Source organism: Aeromonas sp. 603404, assembly GCF_049171775.1.
In the GTDB taxonomy this organism is placed as follows: domain Bacteria; phylum Pseudomonadota; class Gammaproteobacteria; order Enterobacterales; family Aeromonadaceae; genus Aeromonas; species Aeromonas veronii_A.
Map to the genome: position 1 here is coordinate 25,530 of NZ_JAAKPE010000014.1, position 19,590 is coordinate 45,119.

A 19,590-nucleotide genomic window follows, 5' to 3' on the forward strand; every position below is an offset into this window, starting at 1 on the left:
GATTAACCACCAAAGTCATCCAGCAGGATGTTTTCGTCCTCAACGCCCAGATCTTTGAGCATGTTGATGACGGCTGCGTTCATCACGGGAGGTCCACACATGTAGAACTCGCAATCTTCCGGCGCTTCGTGGTTCTTGAGATAGTTCTCGTAGAGCACGTTGTGGATGAAGCCGGTGTAGCCATCCCAGTTGTCTTCCGGTTGCGGATCGGACAGCGCTACGTTCCAGGTGAAGTTCTCGTTCTCGGCCGCCAGCATGTCGAAGTCTTCGACATAGAACATCTCGCGTTTGGAACGGGCACCGTACCAGAAGCTCATCTTGCGCTTGGACTTCAGGCGACGCAGCTGGTCGAAGATATGGGAACGCATCGGCGCCATACCTGCACCACCACCGATGAATACCATTTCGGCATCGGTATCCTTGGCGAAGAACTCACCGAACGGACCGGAGATAGTCACCTTGTCGCCAGCCTTCAGGCTGAAGATGTAGGAGGACATCTGTCCCGGAGGGGCAGTCCAGTTGCTCGGGGGCGGGGTCGCGATACGCACGTTCAGCATGATGATGCCGAACTCTTCCGGATAGTTTGCCATGGAGTAGGCACGGATGATCGGCTCATCGACCTTGGACTCCAGCTCAAAAATCTTGAAGCGATCCCAGTCACCGCGATACTCCTCGGGAATATCGAAGTTCTTGTAGTACACATGGTGAGCCGGCGCTTCGATCTGGATATAACCACCGGCGCGGAACGGTACGCTCTCGCCATCGGGGATCTGCAGCTTGAGCTCCTTGATGAAGGTGGCTTTGTTATCGTTGGAGATAACAGTACATTCCCACTTCTTCACCCCGAAGATCTCTTCCGGCAGTTCGATGTCCATGTCGCCACGCACGGTGACCTGGCAGGCCAGACGCTCGCCGTGACGGGCTTCACCCTTGCTGATGTGATCCAGTTCGGTCGGCAGGATGTCGCCGCCACCGGATTTCACCCGTACCTTGCACTGGCCGCAGGAGCCACCGCCGCCACAGGCGGAAGAGACGAAGATACCGTTGCCGGCGAGTACGCCGAGCAGCTTGCCACCGGCCGGGCTGGTCACAGCCTTGGCCGGGTCACCATTGATGCTGATTGTCACGTCGCCCGCGGTCACCAGCTTGGACTTGGCGAACAGAATGACTGCCACCAGTGCCAGCAGGATCACGGTAAACATGACCACACCCAAAATAATTTCCATCTATCGTTCCTTTCTGATTGCAGGAAAGCCGATTACAGGGAGATACCAGAGAAGGACATGAAGCCCAGCGCCATCAGACCGGCGGTGATGAAGGTGATGCCCAGACCACGCAGGCCTTCCGGAACATCGGAGTACTTCATCTTCTCGCGGATACCCGCCAGCGCAACGATCGCCAGCATCCAGCCTGCCCCTGAGCCCACGCCGTAGACCACAGACTCCACGAAGGTGTAGTCACGCTGCACCATGAAGGAAACGCCACCGAAGATGGCGCAGTTCACGGTGATGAGCGGCAGGAAGATGCCCAGCGCGTTGTAGAGAGCCGGGAAGTACTTGTCCAGCGCCATCTCCAGGATCTGTACCAGCGCTGCGATCACCCCGATAAAGGTGATGAAGCTCAGGAAGCTCAGATCCAGGTCAGGGGAGAGAGCTCCGGCCTTCAGCACATAGTTGTAGATCAGGTTGTTGACCGGTACGGCGATGGTTTGCACCACGATAACGGCAATACCCAGACCCATGGAGGTCTTGACCTTCTTGGATACCGCCAGGAAGGTACACATCCCCAGGAAGAAGGAGAGTGCCAGGTTTTCGATGAAGATCGATTTAATCAACAGACTCAGATAGTGTTCCATACCTTAATCCTTCGCCTCCACCTGCTTGGGATCCTTGGTGCGCACGCCCCAGATGATCAGACCAATGATGAAGAATGCACTCGGCGGCAGCAGCAGGAGGCCGTTGGGTACATACCAGCCACCGTTGTTCACCAGCGGCAGCAGCTCGATGCCAAACCAGGTGCCGGAGCCCAGCAGTTCACGCACGGTCGCGACACTCAGCAGAATGGCGCCATAGCCCAGACCATTACCGATACCATCCAGGAAGGAGGGGAGCGGCGCGCTCTTCATGGCGTACGCTTCGGCGCGGCCCATCACGATACAGTTGGTGATGATCAGACCGACGAAGACTGACAGCTGCTTGGAGATGTCATAGGCATACGCCTTGAGCACCTGGTCAACCACGATAACCAGCGAGGCGATGATCGCCATCTGGGCAATGATCCGCACGCTGTTCGGGATCTGGTTGCGGATCAGGGAGATGAACAGGTTTGAGAAGGCGGTGACCGCCATGACCGCAAGGGTCATTACAAACGCTGTCTTCATCTGGCTGGTAACCGCCAGTGCGGAACAGACACCCAGCACCTGCAAGGCGATGGGGTTGTTGCCCAGCACTGGAGTCAACAGCAACTTTTTCATTTCGCTCTTGTCAGCCATTGTTGATTTCTCCTGCACGAACCTTGGCCAGGAAAGGACCGAAGCCCTTGGGACCCATCCAGAAGTCAAAGGTATGCTGTACACCGTTACCGGTCAGGGTGGCGCCGGAGAGACCGTCGATCTCGTGCTCGGAGCCCGCCGGAGCGTGACCCTTGATGACGCGCAGCGCCGGCATGCCATCCTGATCGAACAGCTTCTTGCCGACAAACAGCTCGCGCCAGGCTGGATTTTCGATTTCACCGCCCAGACCAGGGGTTTCACCGTGGTCATAGTAGGTGATGCCCTTGATAGTCTGGCCATCAGCGGCAACCGCGACGAAGGCATACATGGTAGACCACAGACCCTGACCGTAGATGGGCAGGATGATGTTGTCGATCTTGCCATCGGCATCCTTGGCGAAGAACACCGGAACCAGCTTGGAGATCTGGCGCAGGCCAGCCTTGTCCTCGGCAGCAGCCAGACGGATGTTTTGCGCCGGATCTTTGGCCGCCTGTTTGGTATCGAAGTTGTCGGCATCGCCGTCAACAAAGTTACCGGTGGCGAGATCCACCAGACGGGCTTCGATCTTGTCGCCATACAGCTTGGCCAGATCGCGCTTGGCTACATCGCTGATGTCCACGCCGGCTACGGAGAGAATATTGCTCTGTTTATCCAGCGCCTTGTTCTCCTCTTGGGTAGAACGCAGGCCAACGGCAGCAACGGATACCACGATGGAACAGGCCAGACAGAGGCCGGTGACCACGCTGATGGTGCCGAAGGTTGAGTCTTTATTAAACGCCACGAGCAATCCTCCGCTTGATGTTTGCCTGAGCGACGAAGTGGTCAAACAGGGGAGCAAACAGGTTTGCAAACAGAATGGCCAGCATCATGCCTTCCGGGAACGCAGGGTTGACCACGCGAACCAGCACGACCATCACGCCGATCAGGGCGCCGTACCACCACTTGCCCTTGTTGGTAAAGGCGGCGGAGACAGGGTCGGTCGCCATGAAGGCCATACCGAAGGCGAAGCCACCCAGTACCAGATGCCAGTGCCACGGCATGTTGAACATGGGGTTGGTATCGGAACCGATGACGTTGAACAGCAGGGAAGTGGCGATCATACCGACCATCACGCCGGCGATGATGCGCCAGGAGGCGATGCGCATATAGACGATCATGGCCGCACCCAGCAGGATCATCAGGGTGGAGACTTCACCGATGGAACCCGGCAGGTTGCCAAGGAAAGCGTCCATCCAGCTGATAGCCTGACCGGTGGCACCGTTGATCAGCGCCATCTGGCCGCCCTGAGCCCACTGGCTCAGCGCGGTTGCACCGGAGTAGCCATCAACGGCAACCCAGACTGCGTCACCGGAGATTTGGCCTGGGTAGGCGAAGAACAGGAAGGCACGACCTGCCAGCGCAGGGTTCAGGAAGTTTTTGCCGGTACCACCGAACACTTCCTTGGCCATTACCACACCGAAGGTGATGCCCAGCGCAGCTTGCCACAAGGGCAGCTCGGGCGGCACGATCAGGGCAAACAGGATGGAGGTCACGAAGAAGCCTTCGTTGATCTCGTGCTTGCGCACCATGGCAAACAGCACTTCCCAGAAACCACCGACAAAGAAGACGGTGATGTAGATCGGGAAGAAGTGGGTGGCGCCAATCAGCATCTTGCTGCCGATACCGGCAACAGACGGATCGAGGGAGGCACCCAGCATGGTGGCCAGGGCATATTGCCAGCTGCTGGCACCGGCTGCCGAGCCCATGTGGGCAATGGCGGCGATGGCCTGGTTGCCAACGTTGTACATGCCCCAGAACATGGCCGGGAACACGGCCAGCCACACCATGATCATCATGCGCTTCAGATCGAGCGCATCACGGACGTGGGCGGCATTGCGGGTAACGCTACCCGGGGTATAGAACAGGGTATACGCCGCTTCGAACAGGGCGTAGTACTTGGCGTACTTTCCACCCGGTTCGAAGTGATGTTCCATATTTTCAAGAAGTTGCTTGAAACTCATCGCTTAACCTTCCAGTTCAATCTTGGTCAGGCACTCACGCAAGATCGGGCCGTACTCGGTCTTGCCGGGGCAAACGAAAGTACAGAGGGCCAAATCTTCCTCATCCAGCTCCAGGCAACCCAGTGCTTGCGCACCGTCGGTATCGCCGGAGACCATGTCCCGCAGCAGCAGGGTGGGCAGGATGTCGAGTGGCATCACCCGTTCATAGTTGCCGATAGGCACCATGGAACGGTCACTACCGTTGGTAGTGGTGGTGAAGTTGATAAGGCGACCCTTCATCAGGTGAGAGAGGGTGGTGCGGGTGATGGAGAACTTGTTGGCACTGGGGTTGATCCAGCCCAGGAACTCTTTCTCGCGACCCTCGCCCAGTGCACAGACCTGATTGTGGTAACGACCCAGATAGTCGTGAACACCCTCAGCCTTGGCGCCGCTCAGCAGGGAACCGGAGATGACGCGGTTTTCATCGGCACGCAGCTCATTGTTGGTGAGTTGGCTGATGCAGGCCCCCAGACGGGTACGCAGCAGACGCGGCTTGAGCACATTCGGGCCGGCCAGGGCGATCACCTTGTCGGTGCAGATCTGACCGGTGGTGAACAGCTTGCCGAATGCGATCACATCCTGATAGTTGATGTGCCACTGCACCTTGGTGCTGCTGACCGGATCCAGGAAGTGGATATGGGTACCCGGCAGACCGGCAGGGTGCGGACCGACGAAGATCTCTTCCTTGACCTGAGCCAAAGAGGAGTGAGGCAGACTGCCTTCGCCTTTACAGACATAGACGGTGCCGTCGGTCAGGCGGGTCAATACGGCCAGACCATCGAGGAAGGCCTGCGGCTGTTCCTTGATAATCAGCTCGGCATCGGCAGCCAGCGGGTTGGTGTCCATCGCGGTCACGAAGATGGCGCGCGGGGCTGAGCCAACCGCAGGGACTTTGCTGAACGGGCGAGTGCGCAGTGCTATCCACTGACCTGATGCAACCAGGATCTCTTGCACCTTGCTGCGCTCGAGCTTGACCAGCTCGGAAGAGGCAAAATGCTCGAAGGTCACCTGTTCATCGGAGCCGTCGAGGTCGATGACCACAGACTGGAGCACACGTTTGGCTCCACGGTTGATCTCTGAAACTACGCCGGTGGCGGGGGCCGTGAATTTAACGCCGGGATTCTTCTTGTCTTCGAAGAGCTCCTGACCTTTGATGACGCGATCACCTACTTTGACGAACATAGTAGGTCGCATCCCCACGAACTCCTCGCCCAGTGTAGCAACACGGGTGATGGCGGGGCCATCGTAGATTACTTGCTCTGGCGCACCCAGCACGGGGATGTCCAGTCCTCTTTTGATTGTAATCATACTTAATTGCACTACCGTTACGGGAAGAGAGGTTGGTTAGCGCCGAGAAATACATCACGACGGGTGGTTGAATGAGTCGCTGTTGTGGCTGCGCCGGGTGGTCAGGCTCAGCAATTATTCAACATGCGAGGTCACTCAAAAGCGCTTGAGTCTACCACTTAAGGCCCATTTTCTGCCATGCCAAATAGGCAAAATCCCTGCGTCATCACAAAATTAACCTGCAATGAATAACCCCTGAATTCCTTGTAAGCTGTGGTTTTAAAGGTTTTTTTAGTTTAATACCCCCATGGGGGTATGCTTGTGTAAGGCTGTGACTAAGCCGCCAGGGAAAACTGAATTAAATACCTATTTATGGTTGTCAGGATCAGCAGGCTGGCGGCTTTTTGTTTAATTTTTGTTTGTTTGTCACCCATAGGGTGGTGGGTCAGAGCAATGGGTGACAGCTAGCCGTTCAGGAGTGCGAGGGGTTGCCAACACAAGCTGGTGTGCGTGGTGCTTTACCCTTCTCCTGCCACTCGCTTGCCGTGTAGGTATGCAGTGCAAGTGCATGGACAGCGCCGGCCAGTTCATCGGCCAGGATGGCGTTGACCTGACGATGGCGAGAGAGAAGGCGCTGACCCGCAAACTGTTCGCTGACGATCACCACCTTGAAGTGGCTCTCAGAGCCCGGCTCCACTCGGTGCATGTGGCTCTCGTTGATCACTTCCAGCAGAGTGGGGGAGAGGGCTGCCGTCAGCTTGGCTTCAATCAGTTGTTGGATGGTCATAGGATCAGCTTCCAGAGTGAATGTCGGGCCATTCTATCGGCTGTCTAGGTGTGGAATAAGCCCCCGCAAAAGGAAAATCGCCTGCTATCCGTTCATTGGCACGCTCCGAACTGGTGAAATTCCTGCTCCTCGCTAGAATAGCGCCACTTTGCGTCGCCCCTGGCGCCTGTATCCATGAATCAAGCCGAGGTTGGACTCTTCCTATGCAAACCCTTCTCGACACTCCCCATTGCCAGCTCACGCTCTACCGCTATCCGCGCCAGAGTCAGGAGACACTGCAAGCCTGGGATGCGGCTGACGAATATCTGATCAACACTCTGGCGGAGTCCCCCCTCGAGCAGGCGGGCCACGTCATCATCATGAATGACGGTTTTGGCGCGCTTGCCGCCTATCTGCATCCGCACTCCCCCTGCTGTGTCACCGACTCCTACATCAGTGAGCGGGCTACCATGGCCAATTTGGCCGAAAATGGGCTGGATACGAGCGGGATTACCTTGCAGGATGCGCTGGCACCGCTGCCCGATGCTCCTGCGCTGGTGGTGATCAAGGTCTCCAAATATCAGGCACTGCTGGAGCAGCAACTGCTGGCGCTGCGGGAGGTGGTGACACCGGCAACCCGCGTTATCGCTGCCGGCAAGGCGAAGGATATTCATACCTCCACCCTCAAGTTGTTCGAGAAGTATCTGGGGCCTACCCGTACCTCGTTGGCCTGGAAGAAGGCGCGTCTCATTCACTGCGAGCCGCAGGCAGAACGCCCCGCGCTGGCCAACCCCTTCCCGACTGTCTGGCCGCTGGAGGGGAGTGGCATGCTCATCCACAACCATGCCAACGTCTTCTCGCGCACCAGTCTCGATATCGGTGCCCGTTTTATGCTGGACAACCTGCCCATCCACAGTGCCCGCAAGGTGATCGATCTGGGCTGCGGCAACGGGGTGCTGGGTCTGTCGCTGCTCGCCAAAGATAGCGAGGTGGAGGTGACCTTTATCGATGAATCCTATATGGCGGTTGCCTCGGCACAGCTCAATGTCGAGCACAATCTGCCCGATGCTCTGCCGCGCGCCCGCTTTATGGTCAACAACTGTCTCGACGGGGTGGCGGTCGGTTCGGCGGATCGGATCCTCTGCAATCCTCCCTTCCATCAGTTGCAGGCGATCACCGATCATATCGCCTGGCAGATGTTCAGCGATGCGCACCGGGTGTTGCCTCAAGGGGGTGAACTCTGGATAGTAGGCAACCGTCATCTGGATTATCACAACAAACTCAAACGCTTGTTTGCCAACGCACAAGTCGTTGCGTCGAACAGCAAATTCGTTATTTTGAAAGCCATCAAACGCTAAAGCCAAAGGAAACCATGATGAAAAAGTCACTCTTGCTGCTGGCCGCCCTGATGCTGGGCGGGTGTGCCACTCATTGGCCGGAGACGGCGCTGCTCAATCCGCAGGTGATCCCCGCCAACCAGCAATACTATTCTGGCAATCGCATCACCATGGAAGGGGTAGACAAGCGTGAGGCTGCCTATGTCTTCTCCATCAAACACAAGGAGAAAGCGCCGGTGCTGGTCAACAGCGAGCGTCCGCTCAATCTGCTGATGGCCGAACGGCTGGCGGAAGGACTGCGTAGTCAGGGTCTGGAAGTGGGCAACAGTGGTACCACCAACCTGACGCTGGTGATCTCCAGTGCTGCGGTCAATGTGGAAGAGAAGACCTTTACCTATGTCACCAAGTCCCGTGTCAGCCTGCAGGTGATTGCCGATTTCCAGGGTAACCGTCTGACCAAGCAGTTCAACATGTCCTCCAGCAAGGAGAGTCCGAGCGAGCCCGGTATGGCCGATCTCGAGTCTACACTGAACCTGCAACTGGGTAGCGTGCTGCAGCAGATCATGGCCGATGAGGCGCTGCGCGGTTACCTTAAAGGTCAACCGAACGGCGCAGGTGTCTGATGATGAAAAAACTCTGGTTGCTGGCCATGTTGATCGCCCCGCTGGCGTTCGCGGGCCCGAAAGTGAGAATGGAGACCAACCACGGCAATATCGTGGTGGAGCTGGCGTCCAAGCAGGCGCCCCAGACGGTGAAAAACTTTTTGCGCTACGTGGCTGATGGCAGCTATGACGGCAGCATCTTCCACCGGGTGATCCAGGATTTCGTAGTGCAGGGTGGGGGATACAACCAGCAGTTCCAGCAACTGCCAACTTATGAGCCGGTGGTCAACGAGTCGCGTGGCGGTCTGCCCAACAAGCGTGGCTCCATCGCCATGGCTCGCACCCTGGCGGTCGACAGCGCTACTCGCCAGTTCTACTTCAATCTGGTCGACAACAATAACCTCAACGCCGGCGGCTCTGCGGGTTATACCGTGTTCGGTCAGGTGGTTCAGGGGATGGAGGTACTGGACAAACTGGCTCAGGTACAGACCGGTTACAGCCCCATTTTGCGTGCCAACGATGTGCCGACCAGCCCTGTCATCCTGAAGAAGGTAGTGTTGCTGGCGGAAACCCCGGCGGACAAGAAAGCCGGCAAGTAACCCATCGCCGGATGCGGTATGTCACCGTGATCCCGTCGCGCCACCATTCAAGGCTCATCCCGTTCGGGATGGGCCTTTTCTCTGGCCGGGCTTCTTGTGCCTATCTCCTTACCCGCCTTGGCTATCTGCCATCAACCTGCCAAAATGACGCACTTTTCCAAAGTTGTCAGGTAGTTGAATATGATCCGCACACCGAGTTGGCGGGAATCGCTCGCTGTTTATCTCGAAGCCCGAGTACTCATTCTCTTTGCCATGGGCTTTTCATCGGGTCTGCCGCTGTTGCTGGTATTTGGCACCCTCTCATTCTGGTTGCGCGAGGCCGATGTCAGCCTGACCGATATCGGTTACATGAGCTGGGTGGCGCTAGCCTACGGCTTTAAATGGATGTGGTCTCCGCTGGTGGATCGCATGCCATTACCACTGCTTTCGAGACTGCTGGGGCGTCGTCGTAGCTGGATGCTCTTCTCCCAACTGCTGATCGCTGGTGCACTGGTCGGTATGGCACTTTGTGATCCCAAGAGTGGGTTGATTCATCTGGCGCTGTTTTCCCTGCTGGTGGCCTTTGCCTCGGCCACGCAGGATATCGTGATCGACGCCTATCGCATCGAGTCTGCGCCGGAGCGGCTGCAAGCTGCGATGGCGGCCTCCTATATGACCGGATATCGCCTGGCGATGATTATTGCCGGTGCCGGCGCATTGGCGCTGGCAGCCTGGTTTGGCAGCAACAGCGGCTATGACTATCGTGGCTGGCAGATCACTTATCTGGTGATGGCCGGTCTGATGTCACTCGGGGTGATTACCACGCTGTTCTGCCATGAACCTGATATCGATCTGGCCGGTCAGGGCAGACAACAGGCAGAGCGCAAGGCACTGCTGCAGGGAAAGGGGTGGCCCGCCCCCTTGGCAAGTGCCGGAGCTTGGGGTTATGAGGCGGTCTGGAGTCCGTTTGCCGACTTCTTTCGCCGTTATGGTCGCTCGGCGCTGCTGATCCTTTTGCTTATCGCCTGTTACCGGATTGCGGATGTGGTGATGGGGGTGATGTCCAACAGCTTCTATGTGGATATGCAGTTCAGCAAGACCGAAGTCGCCACTATCACCAAGGTGTTTGGCGTTATCATGACGCTGGTGGGGGCGGCACTGGGGGGCGTGCTGGTGATGCGCTTTGGCACGCTGCGGATCCTGTTTCTCGGGGCGCTGCTCACCGCCAGCACCAATCTGCTGTTTGCCCTGCTCCATCAGGTTGGGCACAACCTGGAGCTGCTGACCCTGATCATTTCGCTCGATAACCTCAGCGCCGGCATCGCCACCGCAGCTTTTGTGACCTATCTCTCCAGCCTGACCAATGTGGCGTTTTCAGCGACGCAATACGCCCTGTTCAGCTCGGTGATGTTGCTGCTGCCCAAGTTGCTGGCCGGTTTTTCGGGGCAGGTGGTGGAGCAGATTGGCTACAGCGCCTTCTTTGTCGGCACCAGTTTGTTGGGCTTGCCCGTGTTGTTGTTGATTGTGCTGGTCGCCCGTAAAGGGGGTGAGTTGTTCTCAGTTGCTGACAAATAGCAAGCGTTTGCGTAGAATCGGGGGTGATTAGATTCACACTTCCGGATAAAGTTCCCGAGAAGTTGTTTCACCCCCAATTTTATTTGATTAGAATTCCTCTCGCTCCTTGTGGGCAGGCTACGGAAAACCTCAACTAACGCACAAGAGACCAATAAAATGGCCAAATTTACCAAGACTCTGATCGCTACCGGTCTGCTGGCTGCTGCCGCAACTCCAGCCTTTGCTGCTGACTACAGCGGTGATATCCACAAGAATGACTACAAGTGGATGCAGTTCAACGTAATGCACACCATCGACCAGCGCCCTTTCACTACCGGTGAAGAGGACTACAACGATACCTATTTTGAGATGGAGTTCGGTGGTCGCTCCGGCCTGTTTGACCTGTACGGTTACGTCGACGTATTCGATATTTTCGACTCCCGTCACAGCAATAAACACCATGGTCAGAACCTGTTCATGAAGTTTGCACCGCGTATGTCTCTGGATGCGCTGACAGGTAAAGATCTCTCCTTTGGTCCTGTGCAAGAGCTTTACATTGCCAACCTGAACAACGTTGGTGACAAGCAGATGGAAAACCAGCTGGGTCTGGGTGCCGATGTGATGGTTCCCTGGTTTGGCAAGGTTGGCATGAACCTGTATGCACGTCACGCCACCGAGAACCAGTTCTTCACCGAAGAAGAAGGTGAGTGGAACGGTTATCAGTTCTCCATGAACTGGTTCAAGCCTTTCTATACCTTCGGCAATGGCAGCTTTGTCTCCTACCAGGGTTATCTGGATTATCAATTCGGCCTGGATACCCATGACCGTGCTGACCGTACCAGCGACAACCTGGCCACCTTCCACGGTATCTACTGGCACTCCGATCGCTACGCGGTTGGTTATGGCCTGAAGTATTTCATGGATGCCTACGGTACCAAAGATGGCTCCAAAGCCTACGACGGTACCCCGTGGAAGAGCACCGGCTTCAGCCACTACTTCTCTGTTACCTACAAGTTCTAATAAAACTTGGGGAACAAAAAACCGGAGCATTTGCTCCGGTTTTTTTATGCTCGGACGATTAAAGAAGAGGAGAAGGGAGAGCCCTTCTCTCCCATCATCAGTCGCGGAAATTCTGAAACTGCATCGGTTGGCCCAGGTCGGCGCCACGGACCAGTGCCATGGTCTCTTGCAGATCGTCACGCTTCTTGCCGGTGACACGTACTTCATCACCCTGGATGGCGACCTGTACCTTGATCTTGGAGTCCTTGATCAGCTTGACCAGCTTCTTGGCGATCTCTTTCTCGATCCCCTGTTTGAACTTGACGGTCAGGTGGAAGCGTTTGCCGGAGTGAACGGAGTCACCCACTTCCATGGAGCTGTTTTCGATGTTGCGCTTGAGCAGGGCGCCGCGCAGAATTTCAACCATCTGCTTGAGCTGGAAATCGGCATCGGCTTCCAGTTTTACCTCTTCCTTGTTCAACTCGAAGCTGGCTTCTACCCCACGAAAATCGAAACGGGTGGCCAGTTCACGATTAGCGTTGTCGACAGCGTTCAACACCTCGTTCATTTTGACTTCAGAGACAATATCGAATGACGGCATAGCCGAAGCTCCTCATGTTGCGTTATCGGGGGCCAAATCTACCAGAAATACGGCAAATTTGCTGATTTTGATGGGAGTGCTCTGCTAGAATCCCCTGCGCACAGGAAGATTGGACCCGTTAGTGTCCGTTCGCGCTATTTTTCATTTATTCCCGGTAACAGGTTGAGAGGATTGCAACCCTTACCCTGACAGAGTCACATCATGCCAAGCGGATTAAAAAATTCCCGACAACCCGTTATGCCACCTGTAGCGCCCAAGTGGACACTGCTCGGGTGCGGAGCTCTCGGCGGCGTTTTTGCCTCCCTGTTGACCATCAGTGGTCAATCCACTCGAGTCTTGTTGCGTGAGCATCATCAATCTACCCTGCACCCCGGATTTGACTTTACTTCGCTGGAGGGGCAGGTACAGCTGCTCAATATCGAACGTGCATTTGCCAGCCAGCCGGGAAAAATCCAGCGTCTGTTGGTGATGACCAAGGCCAGTCAGGTGGTTGGCGCCCTAGCTCCACTGGCTGGCAATCTGGATGCTGGCGTGCCGATCGTACTGCTGCACAACGGGATGGGGATTGCCGAGAAGGTGGTCCAGATGTTCCCGCATAACCCGGTGATTGCCGGGGTGACCAGCCATGGTGCCATGAAAGCGGGCCATTTCGTGTTCCGTCATACCGGCAAGGGGGAAACCTGGTTGGGGCCATTTAACGAGGCGGCCAAGGCTCATGCATCACTGGCAGATGAGTTGGCGCAGGCATTGGGTCAGGCGGGTTGGGATGAGCAGATAGTGGCACGCCAGTGGCAAAAGCTGGCCATCAACTGTGCCATCAATCCCCTGACGGCCCTCTACAAGCTGAAAAATGGCGAGCTGGCTGGCCCCCGTTTTGCCGATGCCCTGCAGCAGATCTGCGTGGAGGTGGCGGATGTGATGTGCGCCGAAGGAGTTGCAACAACGGCAGAGGAGTTGCTGCGTCGGGTGATGACAGTGGTGGAACTGACCGCTGACAATTACTCCTCCATGCATAAGGATATGGAGCTGGGACGCGAGACCGAGATTGAGGCCATCACCGGCTTCCTGCTGGCCAAGGCTGCCCGGCATGGCATTGCCGTACCGGTCAATCAGGGTCTCTATCAGGCGATTAAAGAGAAGAGTCAGGCCGTCTGATCTTTTACATGGCAGAGCAAGCTGCAAGGAGGCGAACGTGAGTGTACTGGTGCTGGTGGCCCCCGGGTCGGAAGAGATAGAGACGGTCGCGATTGTCGATACCCTGGTGCGCGCCAGCATCGAGGTGGTGCTGGCCTCTTGTTGCCCGCATGGTGAGCGTCAGATCAAGGCATCTCGTGGGGTGCAGCTGGTGGCTGATTGTCATATCGACGAGCTGACCCGTCGGGACTTTGAAGCCATCGTGGTACCCGGTGGTTTGCCCGGCAGCGAAGTGATCCGCGATACCCCGCTGGCCATCGAACGGCTCAAAGAGCAGGCCGCTCTTGGTCGCTGGCGCGCAGCCATCTGCGCCGCCCCCGTGGTGGTGTTGCAACATCACGCTCTGCTGGATGGTGCCATCGTCACCTGTCATCCCGGCTTTCAGTCCCGACTACCGACATCGCAACTGTCACATGAGCGGGTCGTCAGGGATGAGGCTCATCGCCTTATCACCAGCCAGGGGCCGGGCAGTGCCATCGAGTTTGCGCTTGAACTGGTTCGGGTGCTGCGTGGGGATGATGTGGCTACCGCCGTGGCTGGCCCTATGGTGCTGCCTTGAGCGCACTCTGTTGCTGAATCAAACTAGCCATGCTTTGAAAACCGGGCCCCGGTCATCTTGATCGGGGCCCGCTTGTTGTCTGCCGTTGTTGGCCACATCATATTGCCAAGCTTAGTAGTCGTATTGTGAACACTGTTTCTTGCTGTATTCCTCACGCCAGCGTGCCAGCTCTTCCTGAGTGCCCAGCGTGTCTCCTTTCTTGATGGCCTGTTCCAGTATCTCAATCCGGTCGTACAACCAGCGGCACTCCGCCGTCGGGTTGTTCTTGCCGATGCCGGTCAGCGGCAGCAAACAGAGTCCCAGCCAAAGATATTTCATCCCGAACGCTCCTTGTCATTGTGGTGGTTAAGGTCTCTTTAGAGTCTACCATTTTAGCCGTAACGAGAGAGATAGAGCTGTGGTTATCCTTGGGGTAAGATGATGCCATGTCTGTTTATTTATACAGTGGTATGCGCAAGATCATCCATATCGACATGGACTGCTTTTTTGCCGCGGTGGAGATGCGGGACAACCCCGCATTGCGGGAAGTTCCGCTTGCCATCGGTGGGTCCTCCGAGCTGCGCGGTGTCATCTCGACCTGCAACTATGTGGCGCGCCGGTTCGGGGTGCGCTCCGCCATGCCGAGCGCGCTGGCGAAAAAACTCTGCCCACCGCTGGTACTCATCCCGGGGCGAATGGCGGTGTACAAGGATATCTCCCGTCAGCTCAGGGCCATTTTCCTGCGCTATACCGATCAGGTTGAACCGCTGTCGCTGGATGAGGCTTACCTCGATGTGACCCATAGTCGCTGTTGTGGTGGCAGCGCCACCCTGATGGCGCAAGATATCCGGCAAGCCATCGTCACCGAACTGGGATTGACCGCTTCGGCCGGGGTCGCCCCCAACAAGTTTCTCGCCAAGCTCGCCTCGGAGCAGCGCAAGCCTGATGGTCTGTTTGTCATTCGTCCCGACGAAGTGGCCGAATTTGTCTGTCAGCTGCCACTCGGCAAACTGCCCGGGGTGGGGCGCAAGACTGCCGAGCGGCTGGAGGCTCAGGGGCTCTACACCTGTGAGGATGCGCGGGCTTTGTCGGCACAAGAGCTGTGCAGCCGTTTTGGCAAGCTGGGGGAGATGCTGACGACCCGGATCTGGGGGCTGGATGAACAGCCGGTGCAGGCGCACCGGATCCGCAAAACCATCGGGGTGGAGACCACCCTGGCAAGCGATCTCTGTGACGAAGAGGCCTGTCTGAAGGTATTGCAGCAACTGCTGCCTGAGCTGGAACGGCGATTTCAGCTGGCGTGTCCTGCCGAGCAGGTGATGGGGCAGGGGATTAAACTCAAGTTTGCCGACTTCCATCAGACTACCGTCTATCGCAGCCAAGGGGGCTATCAGGCCGCATTGTTCACACCACTGCTCAAGGAAGGGCTGCTGCGGGCACAAGGGCGTTCGATACGTCTGCTGGGACTGGTAGTCGGGCTACCGAAGGAGGGAGAAGTAAACCAACTCTCGCTGGATTTGCTATGAGATGGTTAAGTTTTTGTTTATAAAGTCGATAATCTACCTGTATCTGCATGAAGTAGGAATATTGGCATGAATGCTCTTTCTGTCCAGGGACGGATTACCCTGATCGCCGGTTGCTGTCTGCTGGTCACGGCCGCTGCGCTGGTCACCTCCTCTATTTATAACGCGAGCAAGATGCAGTCCCAGGTGCGGCAAGCCACCATGCATGAGGCACAGCTGTCAGCCGAAAACAGGATGAAAGCGATGGGGTCAGAGCAGGCCGCCAAGGTGACCAGCTATCTTGATGAAGCCTATTTTCGTGCCAGTCTGCTGGCCGAGAGCGTGCTGTTCCAGCGCAAGAATGCGGCCGACAACTTCGTTCATTCGGAGGCGCTGCGCGGGGCTATCAATCAGCAATTGCACGATGCGGCAGCCTCATCGACCAACCTGCTCGGCGTCTATGCGGTGTTCGAGCCTGACCAGCTGGATGGGGAAGACAGCAACTATCAGGGCTCAACGGCGCTGGGTTCCAACGACAAGGGGCGTTTTTCCAGTTACTGGGCCTATGACAACGGCAAGATAGAGCCGGAAGTGCAGAATGAGGATGTACTGGCCGATGAGAGCCCGACCGAGGCTGGTGGCATCGAAAACGAGTGGTATCGCTGCAGCATTCGCACCCGTGCCCTCTGCCTGCTGGAGCCCTATCTGGACGATGTGGGCGATAAACAGATATTGATGACCTCGGTGACGGTCCCGCTACTGGAGCAGGAGACCTTGCTGGGGATGGTCGGGGTCGATATCTCGCTGGCCACTTTGCAGAGTCTGGTCAGTACCATGGACAAGGAGCTCTATGACGGCAAGGGCAGAATCTTGCTGGTCAGTCACGAGGGGCGCGTGGCGGGAGCCGATGAGTTCGATGTGACCATGGGGCGTGGGCTGGATCAGAAGTATCAGGGGCTGGCCAGCGAGCTGAAAGGCTGGCTCAGTCAGGGTCAGGAGCTGACTCGCTGGAGCAGCGATGGCACCTTGTTGCAGACCTTTGTCCCGGTCTCCATGCGTGGCACTGAACGTAAATGGGGTATCTACATTGAATTGCCGCGCACCGTGGTGCTGGCCTCGGCCCAGCAACTGCAGGATGAACTGGCCAGCGAGGCCAGTCGCAGCGTGGTCTCGCAACTGTTGATCGGCATCTTGATCTCGCTGGTGGCCCTAAGTTTTATCTGGTTGATGGCGCGCCAGATTGTGGCGCCCATCCGCGCCGTGGTTGCCCGCCTCAAGGATATCGCCAGCGGTGAGGGGGATTTGACCCAGCGTATCGAGATCCAGCGGCAAGACGAAATCGGCGAGCTGGCCAAGTGGTTCAACAGCTTCCTCAACAAGTTGCAATCCACCATCAGTCAGGTGATTGATACCGTCTCCGGTACGCGCAACAGTGCCGAGCGAGCCGCGCAAGTGGCTGAGCGCACCAGCAGCGGCATGCAGGCCCAGTATCAGGAGATCGATCTGGTGGCGACGGCATTTGAAGAGCTGAGTGCCACGGCTATGCAGGTGTCGGGCAATGCCAGCGCAGCCGTCACTGCCGCCAACACGACGGATGCCGCGGCGCAAGAAGGCAAGTATGTGGTGGCTGACACCCAGGAGGCGATGCGCAAGCTGATGACCATCATCAATGATGCCCAGCCGGTAGCCGAGCATCTCTCGGCCAACAGCGGCAACATCAATGACATCCTCATCGTAATCCAGGGGATTGCCGAGCAGACCAACCTGTTGGCACTCAATGCGGCCATTGAAGCGGCGCGAGCCGGTGAACAGGGGAGAGGTTTTGCCGTGGTGGCCGATGAGGTGCGCAATCTGGCCGGTCGCACTCAGAATGCCATCGTCGAGATCCAGACCCTGATCAGCCAACTGCAATCCGGTACCGGCGCCGTGGTCAAGGCTATCCGCGATGGTCATGACCAAGCTGACGAGACGCTTGCCAAGGTAGATCTCTCGGTACAGGTGCTGGAGCAGATCATCCAGTCGGTCTCCACCATCCATCAGATGAACGAGCAGATTGCCCGGGCGGCGCAGGAGCAGAGTCGGGTAGCAGACGAGATCAACCGCAATGTCAGCAATATTCGCGATGTGAGCCACACCATTCGGGCCGAGGCGGCGACCTCCGCCGAAAATGGTCGCGAGCTCTCTGCGCTGGCGGACAAACAGCAGCAGCTGGTGGGGCAGTTCAAGGTATAGAAGGGATGAAAAAAGGCGCCATCCAGCTGGAGGCGCCAAACACATTCAGATGACAGACTGGGTCAAACCGGTGAGATTTGAGCCCCTCTTCCCGCAGAGGAAGAAACACAACACCACAATCACAGTCGAAAGACTCACTAAAAACACATGTAAACCAACACGTAGTAGAAAATGTGAGCCATATGACGACTGATTGCTGGGCGAATTATGTTTATTCACTGGTCGACCCGCAACCGACAAATTATAATGCGCCCCATTAGAAAAACTCATCGTCGGCTGGTGTCATGTCTCGTCGTTTACCCCCGCTCAATGCCCTCAAGGCGTTTGAAGCTGCGGCTCGTCACTTAAGCTTTACCCGCGCAGCAGAAGAGTTGTTTGTGACTCAGGCTGCCATCAGTCACCAGATCAAGGCGCTGGAGGAGTATCTTGGCATCAAGCTGTTCCGCCGCAAAAACCGCTCCTTGTTGCTGACCGAAGAGGGACAGGGCTATTTCCTGGATATCAAGGACATCTTTGCCTCCATCTCAGAGGCGACCGACAAGCTGCTGGCCCGCAGTGCCAAGGGGGCGTTGACTGTCAGTTTGCAGCCGAGTTTCGCCATCCAGTGGCTGGTGCCGCGGCTGGTCAAGTTCAGCGAGCGCCACCCCGATATCGACGTGCGGATCAAGGCGGTCGATCTCGATGAAGGGTCGCTCACCGATGATGTGGATGTGGCCATCTACTACGGGCGCGGCAACTGGCCTGGTCTGCGTAGTGACAAGCTGCATACCGAATACCTGATCCCCGTCTGTTCCCCCTTGCTGCTGACGGGATCCAAGCCACTGCGTACACCGCAAGATTTGACTCTTCATACCCTGCTGCACGATACCTCCCGCCGCGACTGGAAGGCCTGGTTCCGCCAGCTCGATATCGATGCCCCCAACGTCAATCAGGGGCCCATCTTCAGCCACTCCACCATGGTGATCCAGGCGGCGATCCACGGCCAGGGGGTGGCGCTTGGCCACAGCGTGCTGGCACAACCCGAGATTGAGGCCGGCCGCCTTATCTGCCCGTTCGAGCAGGTGCTGGTGAGCAAAAATGCTTTCTATCTGGTGTGCCAGGAGCAACAGTCGGATCAGGGCAAGATCGTTGCCTTCCGCGACTGGATGCTGGAGCTGGTGGAGCAGGAAGAGGCGCGTCGCAGGGCAAGGCTCGCCGATGCATGAGGTGATCCGCGAGGGGGCAATTGATGCCCCCGTTCGCATTTTGCTGGCCCACGGGGCAGGTGCAGGGATGGATCACCCCTTTCTTGCCGAGTTGTCACGCCTGCTGGCCGGGCCGGATATCGAAGTGGTGCGCTTCAACTTTGCCTACATGACCAGGCGAGCACAGGATGGCAAGCGCCGCCCGCCTGACAGGGCGCCTGTGCTGCTCGCCCATTGGCGCGACATGATCCGCGAGTTTGCCCATCCACGGCTGTTTCTGGCGGGCAAGTCGATGGGTGGGCGGATGGCGGCGGAACTGTATCGTGAAGGTGAGGGTGAGATGAATGCTGCAGGATTGCTCATTCTCGGGTATCCTTTCCACCCTCCGGCCAAGCCCGACAGTTGGCGAGGCGAGGTACTCAAGCACATTGCAGTGCCAACCCTGCTGTTGCAGGGGGAGCGCGACACCTTCGGTAGTCGCGCCGAACTGGCCGATTTCCCCTTCTCACCCGCCGTATCGGTCCATTGGTTGACCGATGGTGATCATGGTTTCAAACCGCGTAAAGCCAGTGGTGTGAGTGAGCAGGAGAATATGCAGCATGCGGCGGCGGCCATCAGCCATTTTGTGGCCCGGCACGGATAGCACGATAGGGTTGGTTTGATTGCCAGCCTCGATGAGAGAGGGA

20 protein-coding genes are annotated in these 19,590 nt (G+C 57.1%); 11 read left to right on the forward strand and 9 right to left on the reverse strand.

Annotated features, from left to right (window positions below):
- Positions 1–2 precede the first annotated feature (2 nt).
- From nqrF to G5306_RS16660, 7 genes are all read right to left on the reverse strand, one after another.
- Complete coding sequence (gene nqrF, locus G5306_RS16630; RefSeq protein ID WP_216951907.1) at positions 3–1,226, reverse strand: NADH:ubiquinone reductase (Na(+)-transporting) subunit F; 1,224 nt, start codon at positions 1,224–1,226, stop codon at positions 3–5.
- Positions 1,227–1,258: 32 nt separating this feature from the next.
- A complete protein-coding gene (gene nqrE / locus G5306_RS16635) occupies positions 1,259–1,855 on the reverse strand; it encodes an NADH:ubiquinone reductase (Na(+)-transporting) subunit E (protein ID WP_227341212.1) in 597 nt (198 codons plus the stop codon).
- Between the two features lie 3 nt (positions 1,856–1,858).
- Positions 1,859–2,491 (reverse strand): NADH:ubiquinone reductase (Na(+)-transporting) subunit D, encoded by a 633-nt coding sequence (locus tag G5306_RS16640; RefSeq protein ID WP_033114212.1) that lies wholly within the window; start codon positions 2,489–2,491, stop codon positions 1,859–1,861.
- A complete protein-coding gene (locus G5306_RS16645; protein ID WP_005343676.1) occupies positions 2,484–3,272 on the reverse strand; it encodes a Na(+)-translocating NADH-quinone reductase subunit C in 789 nt (262 codons plus the stop codon). The genes G5306_RS16640 and G5306_RS16645 overlap by 8 nt, the downstream gene beginning before the upstream one ends.
- On the reverse strand, positions 3,262–4,491 hold the full coding sequence (locus G5306_RS16650) for an NADH:ubiquinone reductase (Na(+)-transporting) subunit B (protein ID WP_216951905.1): 1,230 nt from the start codon (positions 4,489–4,491) through the stop codon (positions 3,262–3,264). The genes G5306_RS16645 and G5306_RS16650 overlap by 11 nt, the downstream gene beginning before the upstream one ends.
- A 3-nt stretch (positions 4,492–4,494) precedes the next feature.
- Positions 4,495–5,838 carry a Na(+)-translocating NADH-quinone reductase subunit A gene (locus G5306_RS16655; RefSeq protein ID WP_421209761.1) on the reverse strand — a complete coding sequence of 448 codons (1,344 nt, stop codon included), beginning with the start codon at positions 5,836–5,838 and terminating at the stop codon, positions 4,495–4,497.
- A 451-nt stretch (positions 5,839–6,289) separates the two neighbouring features.
- Positions 6,290–6,604: a BolA family protein gene (locus tag G5306_RS16660; RefSeq protein ID WP_227341207.1), complete on the reverse strand. Its 315-nt coding sequence runs from the start codon at positions 6,602–6,604 to the stop codon at positions 6,290–6,292.
- Positions 6,605–6,807: 203 nt separating this feature from the next.
- Here G5306_RS16660 and G5306_RS16665 point away from each other — a divergent pair, with 203 nt between their 5' ends.
- From G5306_RS16665 to G5306_RS16685, 5 genes are all read left to right on the forward strand, one after another.
- On the forward strand, positions 6,808–7,941 hold the full coding sequence (locus G5306_RS16665) for a methyltransferase (protein ID WP_227341205.1): 1,134 nt from the start codon (positions 6,808–6,810) through the stop codon (positions 7,939–7,941).
- A gap of 17 nt (positions 7,942–7,958) precedes the next feature.
- Positions 7,959–8,543: a YajG family lipoprotein gene (locus G5306_RS16670; RefSeq protein WP_421313233.1), complete on the forward strand. Its 585-nt coding sequence runs from the start codon at positions 7,959–7,961 to the stop codon at positions 8,541–8,543.
- 2 nt (positions 8,544–8,545) lie between these two features.
- Complete coding sequence (locus G5306_RS16675; RefSeq protein ID WP_421313279.1) at positions 8,546–9,121, forward strand: peptidylprolyl isomerase; 576 nt, start codon at positions 8,546–8,548, stop codon at positions 9,119–9,121.
- A gap of 174 nt (positions 9,122–9,295) precedes the next feature.
- Entirely contained in the window at positions 9,296–10,675 is a 1,380-nt protein-coding gene (locus tag G5306_RS16680; protein WP_421313235.1) for an AmpG family muropeptide MFS transporter, read from the forward strand.
- Positions 10,676–10,831: 156 nt separating this feature from the next.
- Positions 10,832–11,674 carry an outer membrane protein OmpK gene (locus tag G5306_RS16685; RefSeq protein WP_216951901.1) on the forward strand — a complete coding sequence of 281 codons (843 nt, stop codon included), beginning with the start codon at positions 10,832–10,834 and terminating at the stop codon, positions 11,672–11,674.
- Positions 11,675–11,771: 97 nt separating this feature from the next.
- On the opposite strand, the gene G5306_RS16690 is transcribed toward G5306_RS16685, so the two are convergent.
- Positions 11,772–12,254, reverse strand: coding sequence for a YajQ family cyclic di-GMP-binding protein (locus G5306_RS16690; RefSeq protein WP_216951900.1), 483 nt, complete (start codon positions 12,252–12,254; stop codon positions 11,772–11,774).
- A gap of 201 nt (positions 12,255–12,455) precedes the next feature.
- On the opposite strand from G5306_RS16690, the gene G5306_RS16695 reads away from it, so the two are divergent.
- Both G5306_RS16695 and G5306_RS16700 read left to right on the forward strand, forming a co-directional pair.
- Positions 12,456–13,409 carry a ketopantoate reductase family protein gene (locus G5306_RS16695; protein ID WP_216951899.1) on the forward strand — a complete coding sequence of 318 codons (954 nt, stop codon included), beginning with the start codon at positions 12,456–12,458 and terminating at the stop codon, positions 13,407–13,409.
- Positions 13,410–13,446: 37 nt separating this feature from the next.
- A complete protein-coding gene (locus tag G5306_RS16700) occupies positions 13,447–14,007 on the forward strand; it encodes a DJ-1 family glyoxalase III (protein WP_101530803.1) in 561 nt (186 codons plus the stop codon).
- A gap of 111 nt (positions 14,008–14,118) precedes the next feature.
- Here the strand turns inward: G5306_RS16700 and G5306_RS16705 are convergent, their stop codons facing one another.
- On the reverse strand, positions 14,119–14,325 hold the full coding sequence (locus G5306_RS16705) for a hypothetical protein (protein ID WP_101530802.1): 207 nt from the start codon (positions 14,323–14,325) through the stop codon (positions 14,119–14,121).
- 131 nt (positions 14,326–14,456) lie between these two features.
- Between G5306_RS16705 and dinB the strand changes: the two genes are divergently transcribed.
- From dinB to G5306_RS16725, 4 genes are all read left to right on the forward strand, one after another.
- Positions 14,457–15,512 (forward strand): DNA polymerase IV, encoded by a 1,056-nt coding sequence (gene dinB, locus G5306_RS16710; protein ID WP_323913059.1) that lies wholly within the window; start codon positions 14,457–14,459, stop codon positions 15,510–15,512.
- A gap of 66 nt (positions 15,513–15,578) precedes the next feature.
- Entirely contained in the window at positions 15,579–17,720 is a 2,142-nt protein-coding gene (locus G5306_RS16715) for a methyl-accepting chemotaxis protein (RefSeq protein ID WP_421172784.1), read from the forward strand.
- Between the two features lie 284 nt (positions 17,721–18,004).
- Positions 18,005–18,925, forward strand: coding sequence for a transcriptional regulator GcvA (locus G5306_RS16720; RefSeq protein ID WP_185227590.1), 921 nt, complete (start codon positions 18,005–18,007; stop codon positions 18,923–18,925).
- On the forward strand, positions 18,918–19,547 hold the full coding sequence (locus G5306_RS16725; protein WP_421313238.1) for an alpha/beta family hydrolase: 630 nt from the start codon (positions 18,918–18,920) through the stop codon (positions 19,545–19,547). Before G5306_RS16720 ends, G5306_RS16725 begins: the two co-directional genes overlap by 8 nt.
- Positions 19,548–19,590 lie beyond the last annotated feature (43 nt).

What these genes read in the sequence shown, in the direction of transcription:
- G5306_RS16655 (WP_421209761.1), bottom strand. Translation starts at nt 5,838, where the DNA reads ATGATTACAATCAAAAGAGGACTGGACATCCCCGTGCTGGGTGCGCCA.
- G5306_RS16650 (WP_216951905.1), bottom strand. Translation starts at nt 4,491, where the DNA reads ATGAGTTTCAAGCAACTTCTTGAAAATATGGAACATCACTTCGAACCG.
- G5306_RS16640 (WP_033114212.1), bottom strand. Translation starts at nt 2,491, where the DNA reads ATGGCTGACAAGAGCGAAATGAAAAAGTTGCTGTTGACTCCAGTGCTG.
- G5306_RS16665 (WP_227341205.1), top strand. Translation starts at nt 6,808, where the DNA reads ATGCAAACCCTTCTCGACACTCCCCATTGCCAGCTCACGCTCTACCGC.
- G5306_RS16675 (WP_421313279.1), top strand. Translation starts at nt 8,546, where the DNA reads ATGAAAAAACTCTGGTTGCTGGCCATGTTGATCGCCCCGCTGGCGTTC.
- dinB (WP_323913059.1), top strand. Translation starts at nt 14,457, where the DNA reads ATGCGCAAGATCATCCATATCGACATGGACTGCTTTTTTGCCGCGGTG.
- G5306_RS16720 (WP_185227590.1), top strand. Translation starts at nt 18,005, where the DNA reads ATGTCTCGTCGTTTACCCCCGCTCAATGCCCTCAAGGCGTTTGAAGCT.
- G5306_RS16670 (WP_421313233.1), top strand. Translation starts at nt 7,959, where the DNA reads ATGAAAAAGTCACTCTTGCTGCTGGCCGCCCTGATGCTGGGCGGGTGT.
- G5306_RS16685 (WP_216951901.1), top strand. Translation starts at nt 10,832, where the DNA reads ATGGCCAAATTTACCAAGACTCTGATCGCTACCGGTCTGCTGGCTGCT.
- G5306_RS16715 (WP_421172784.1), top strand. Translation starts at nt 15,579, where the DNA reads ATGAATGCTCTTTCTGTCCAGGGACGGATTACCCTGATCGCCGGTTGC.
- G5306_RS16695 (WP_216951899.1), top strand. Translation starts at nt 12,456, where the DNA reads ATGCCAAGCGGATTAAAAAATTCCCGACAACCCGTTATGCCACCTGTA.
- G5306_RS16725 (WP_421313238.1), top strand. Translation starts at nt 18,918, where the DNA reads ATGCATGAGGTGATCCGCGAGGGGGCAATTGATGCCCCCGTTCGCATT.
- nqrE (WP_227341212.1), bottom strand. Translation starts at nt 1,855, where the DNA reads ATGGAACACTATCTGAGTCTGTTGATTAAATCGATCTTCATCGAAAAC.
- G5306_RS16660 (WP_227341207.1), bottom strand. Translation starts at nt 6,604, where the DNA reads ATGACCATCCAACAACTGATTGAAGCCAAGCTGACGGCAGCCCTCTCC.
- G5306_RS16705 (WP_101530802.1), bottom strand. Translation starts at nt 14,325, where the DNA reads ATGAAATATCTTTGGCTGGGACTCTGTTTGCTGCCGCTGACCGGCATC.
- nqrF (WP_216951907.1), bottom strand. Translation starts at nt 1,226, where the DNA reads ATGGAAATTATTTTGGGTGTGGTCATGTTTACCGTGATCCTGCTGGCA.
- G5306_RS16690 (WP_216951900.1), bottom strand. Translation starts at nt 12,254, where the DNA reads ATGCCGTCATTCGATATTGTCTCTGAAGTCAAAATGAACGAGGTGTTG.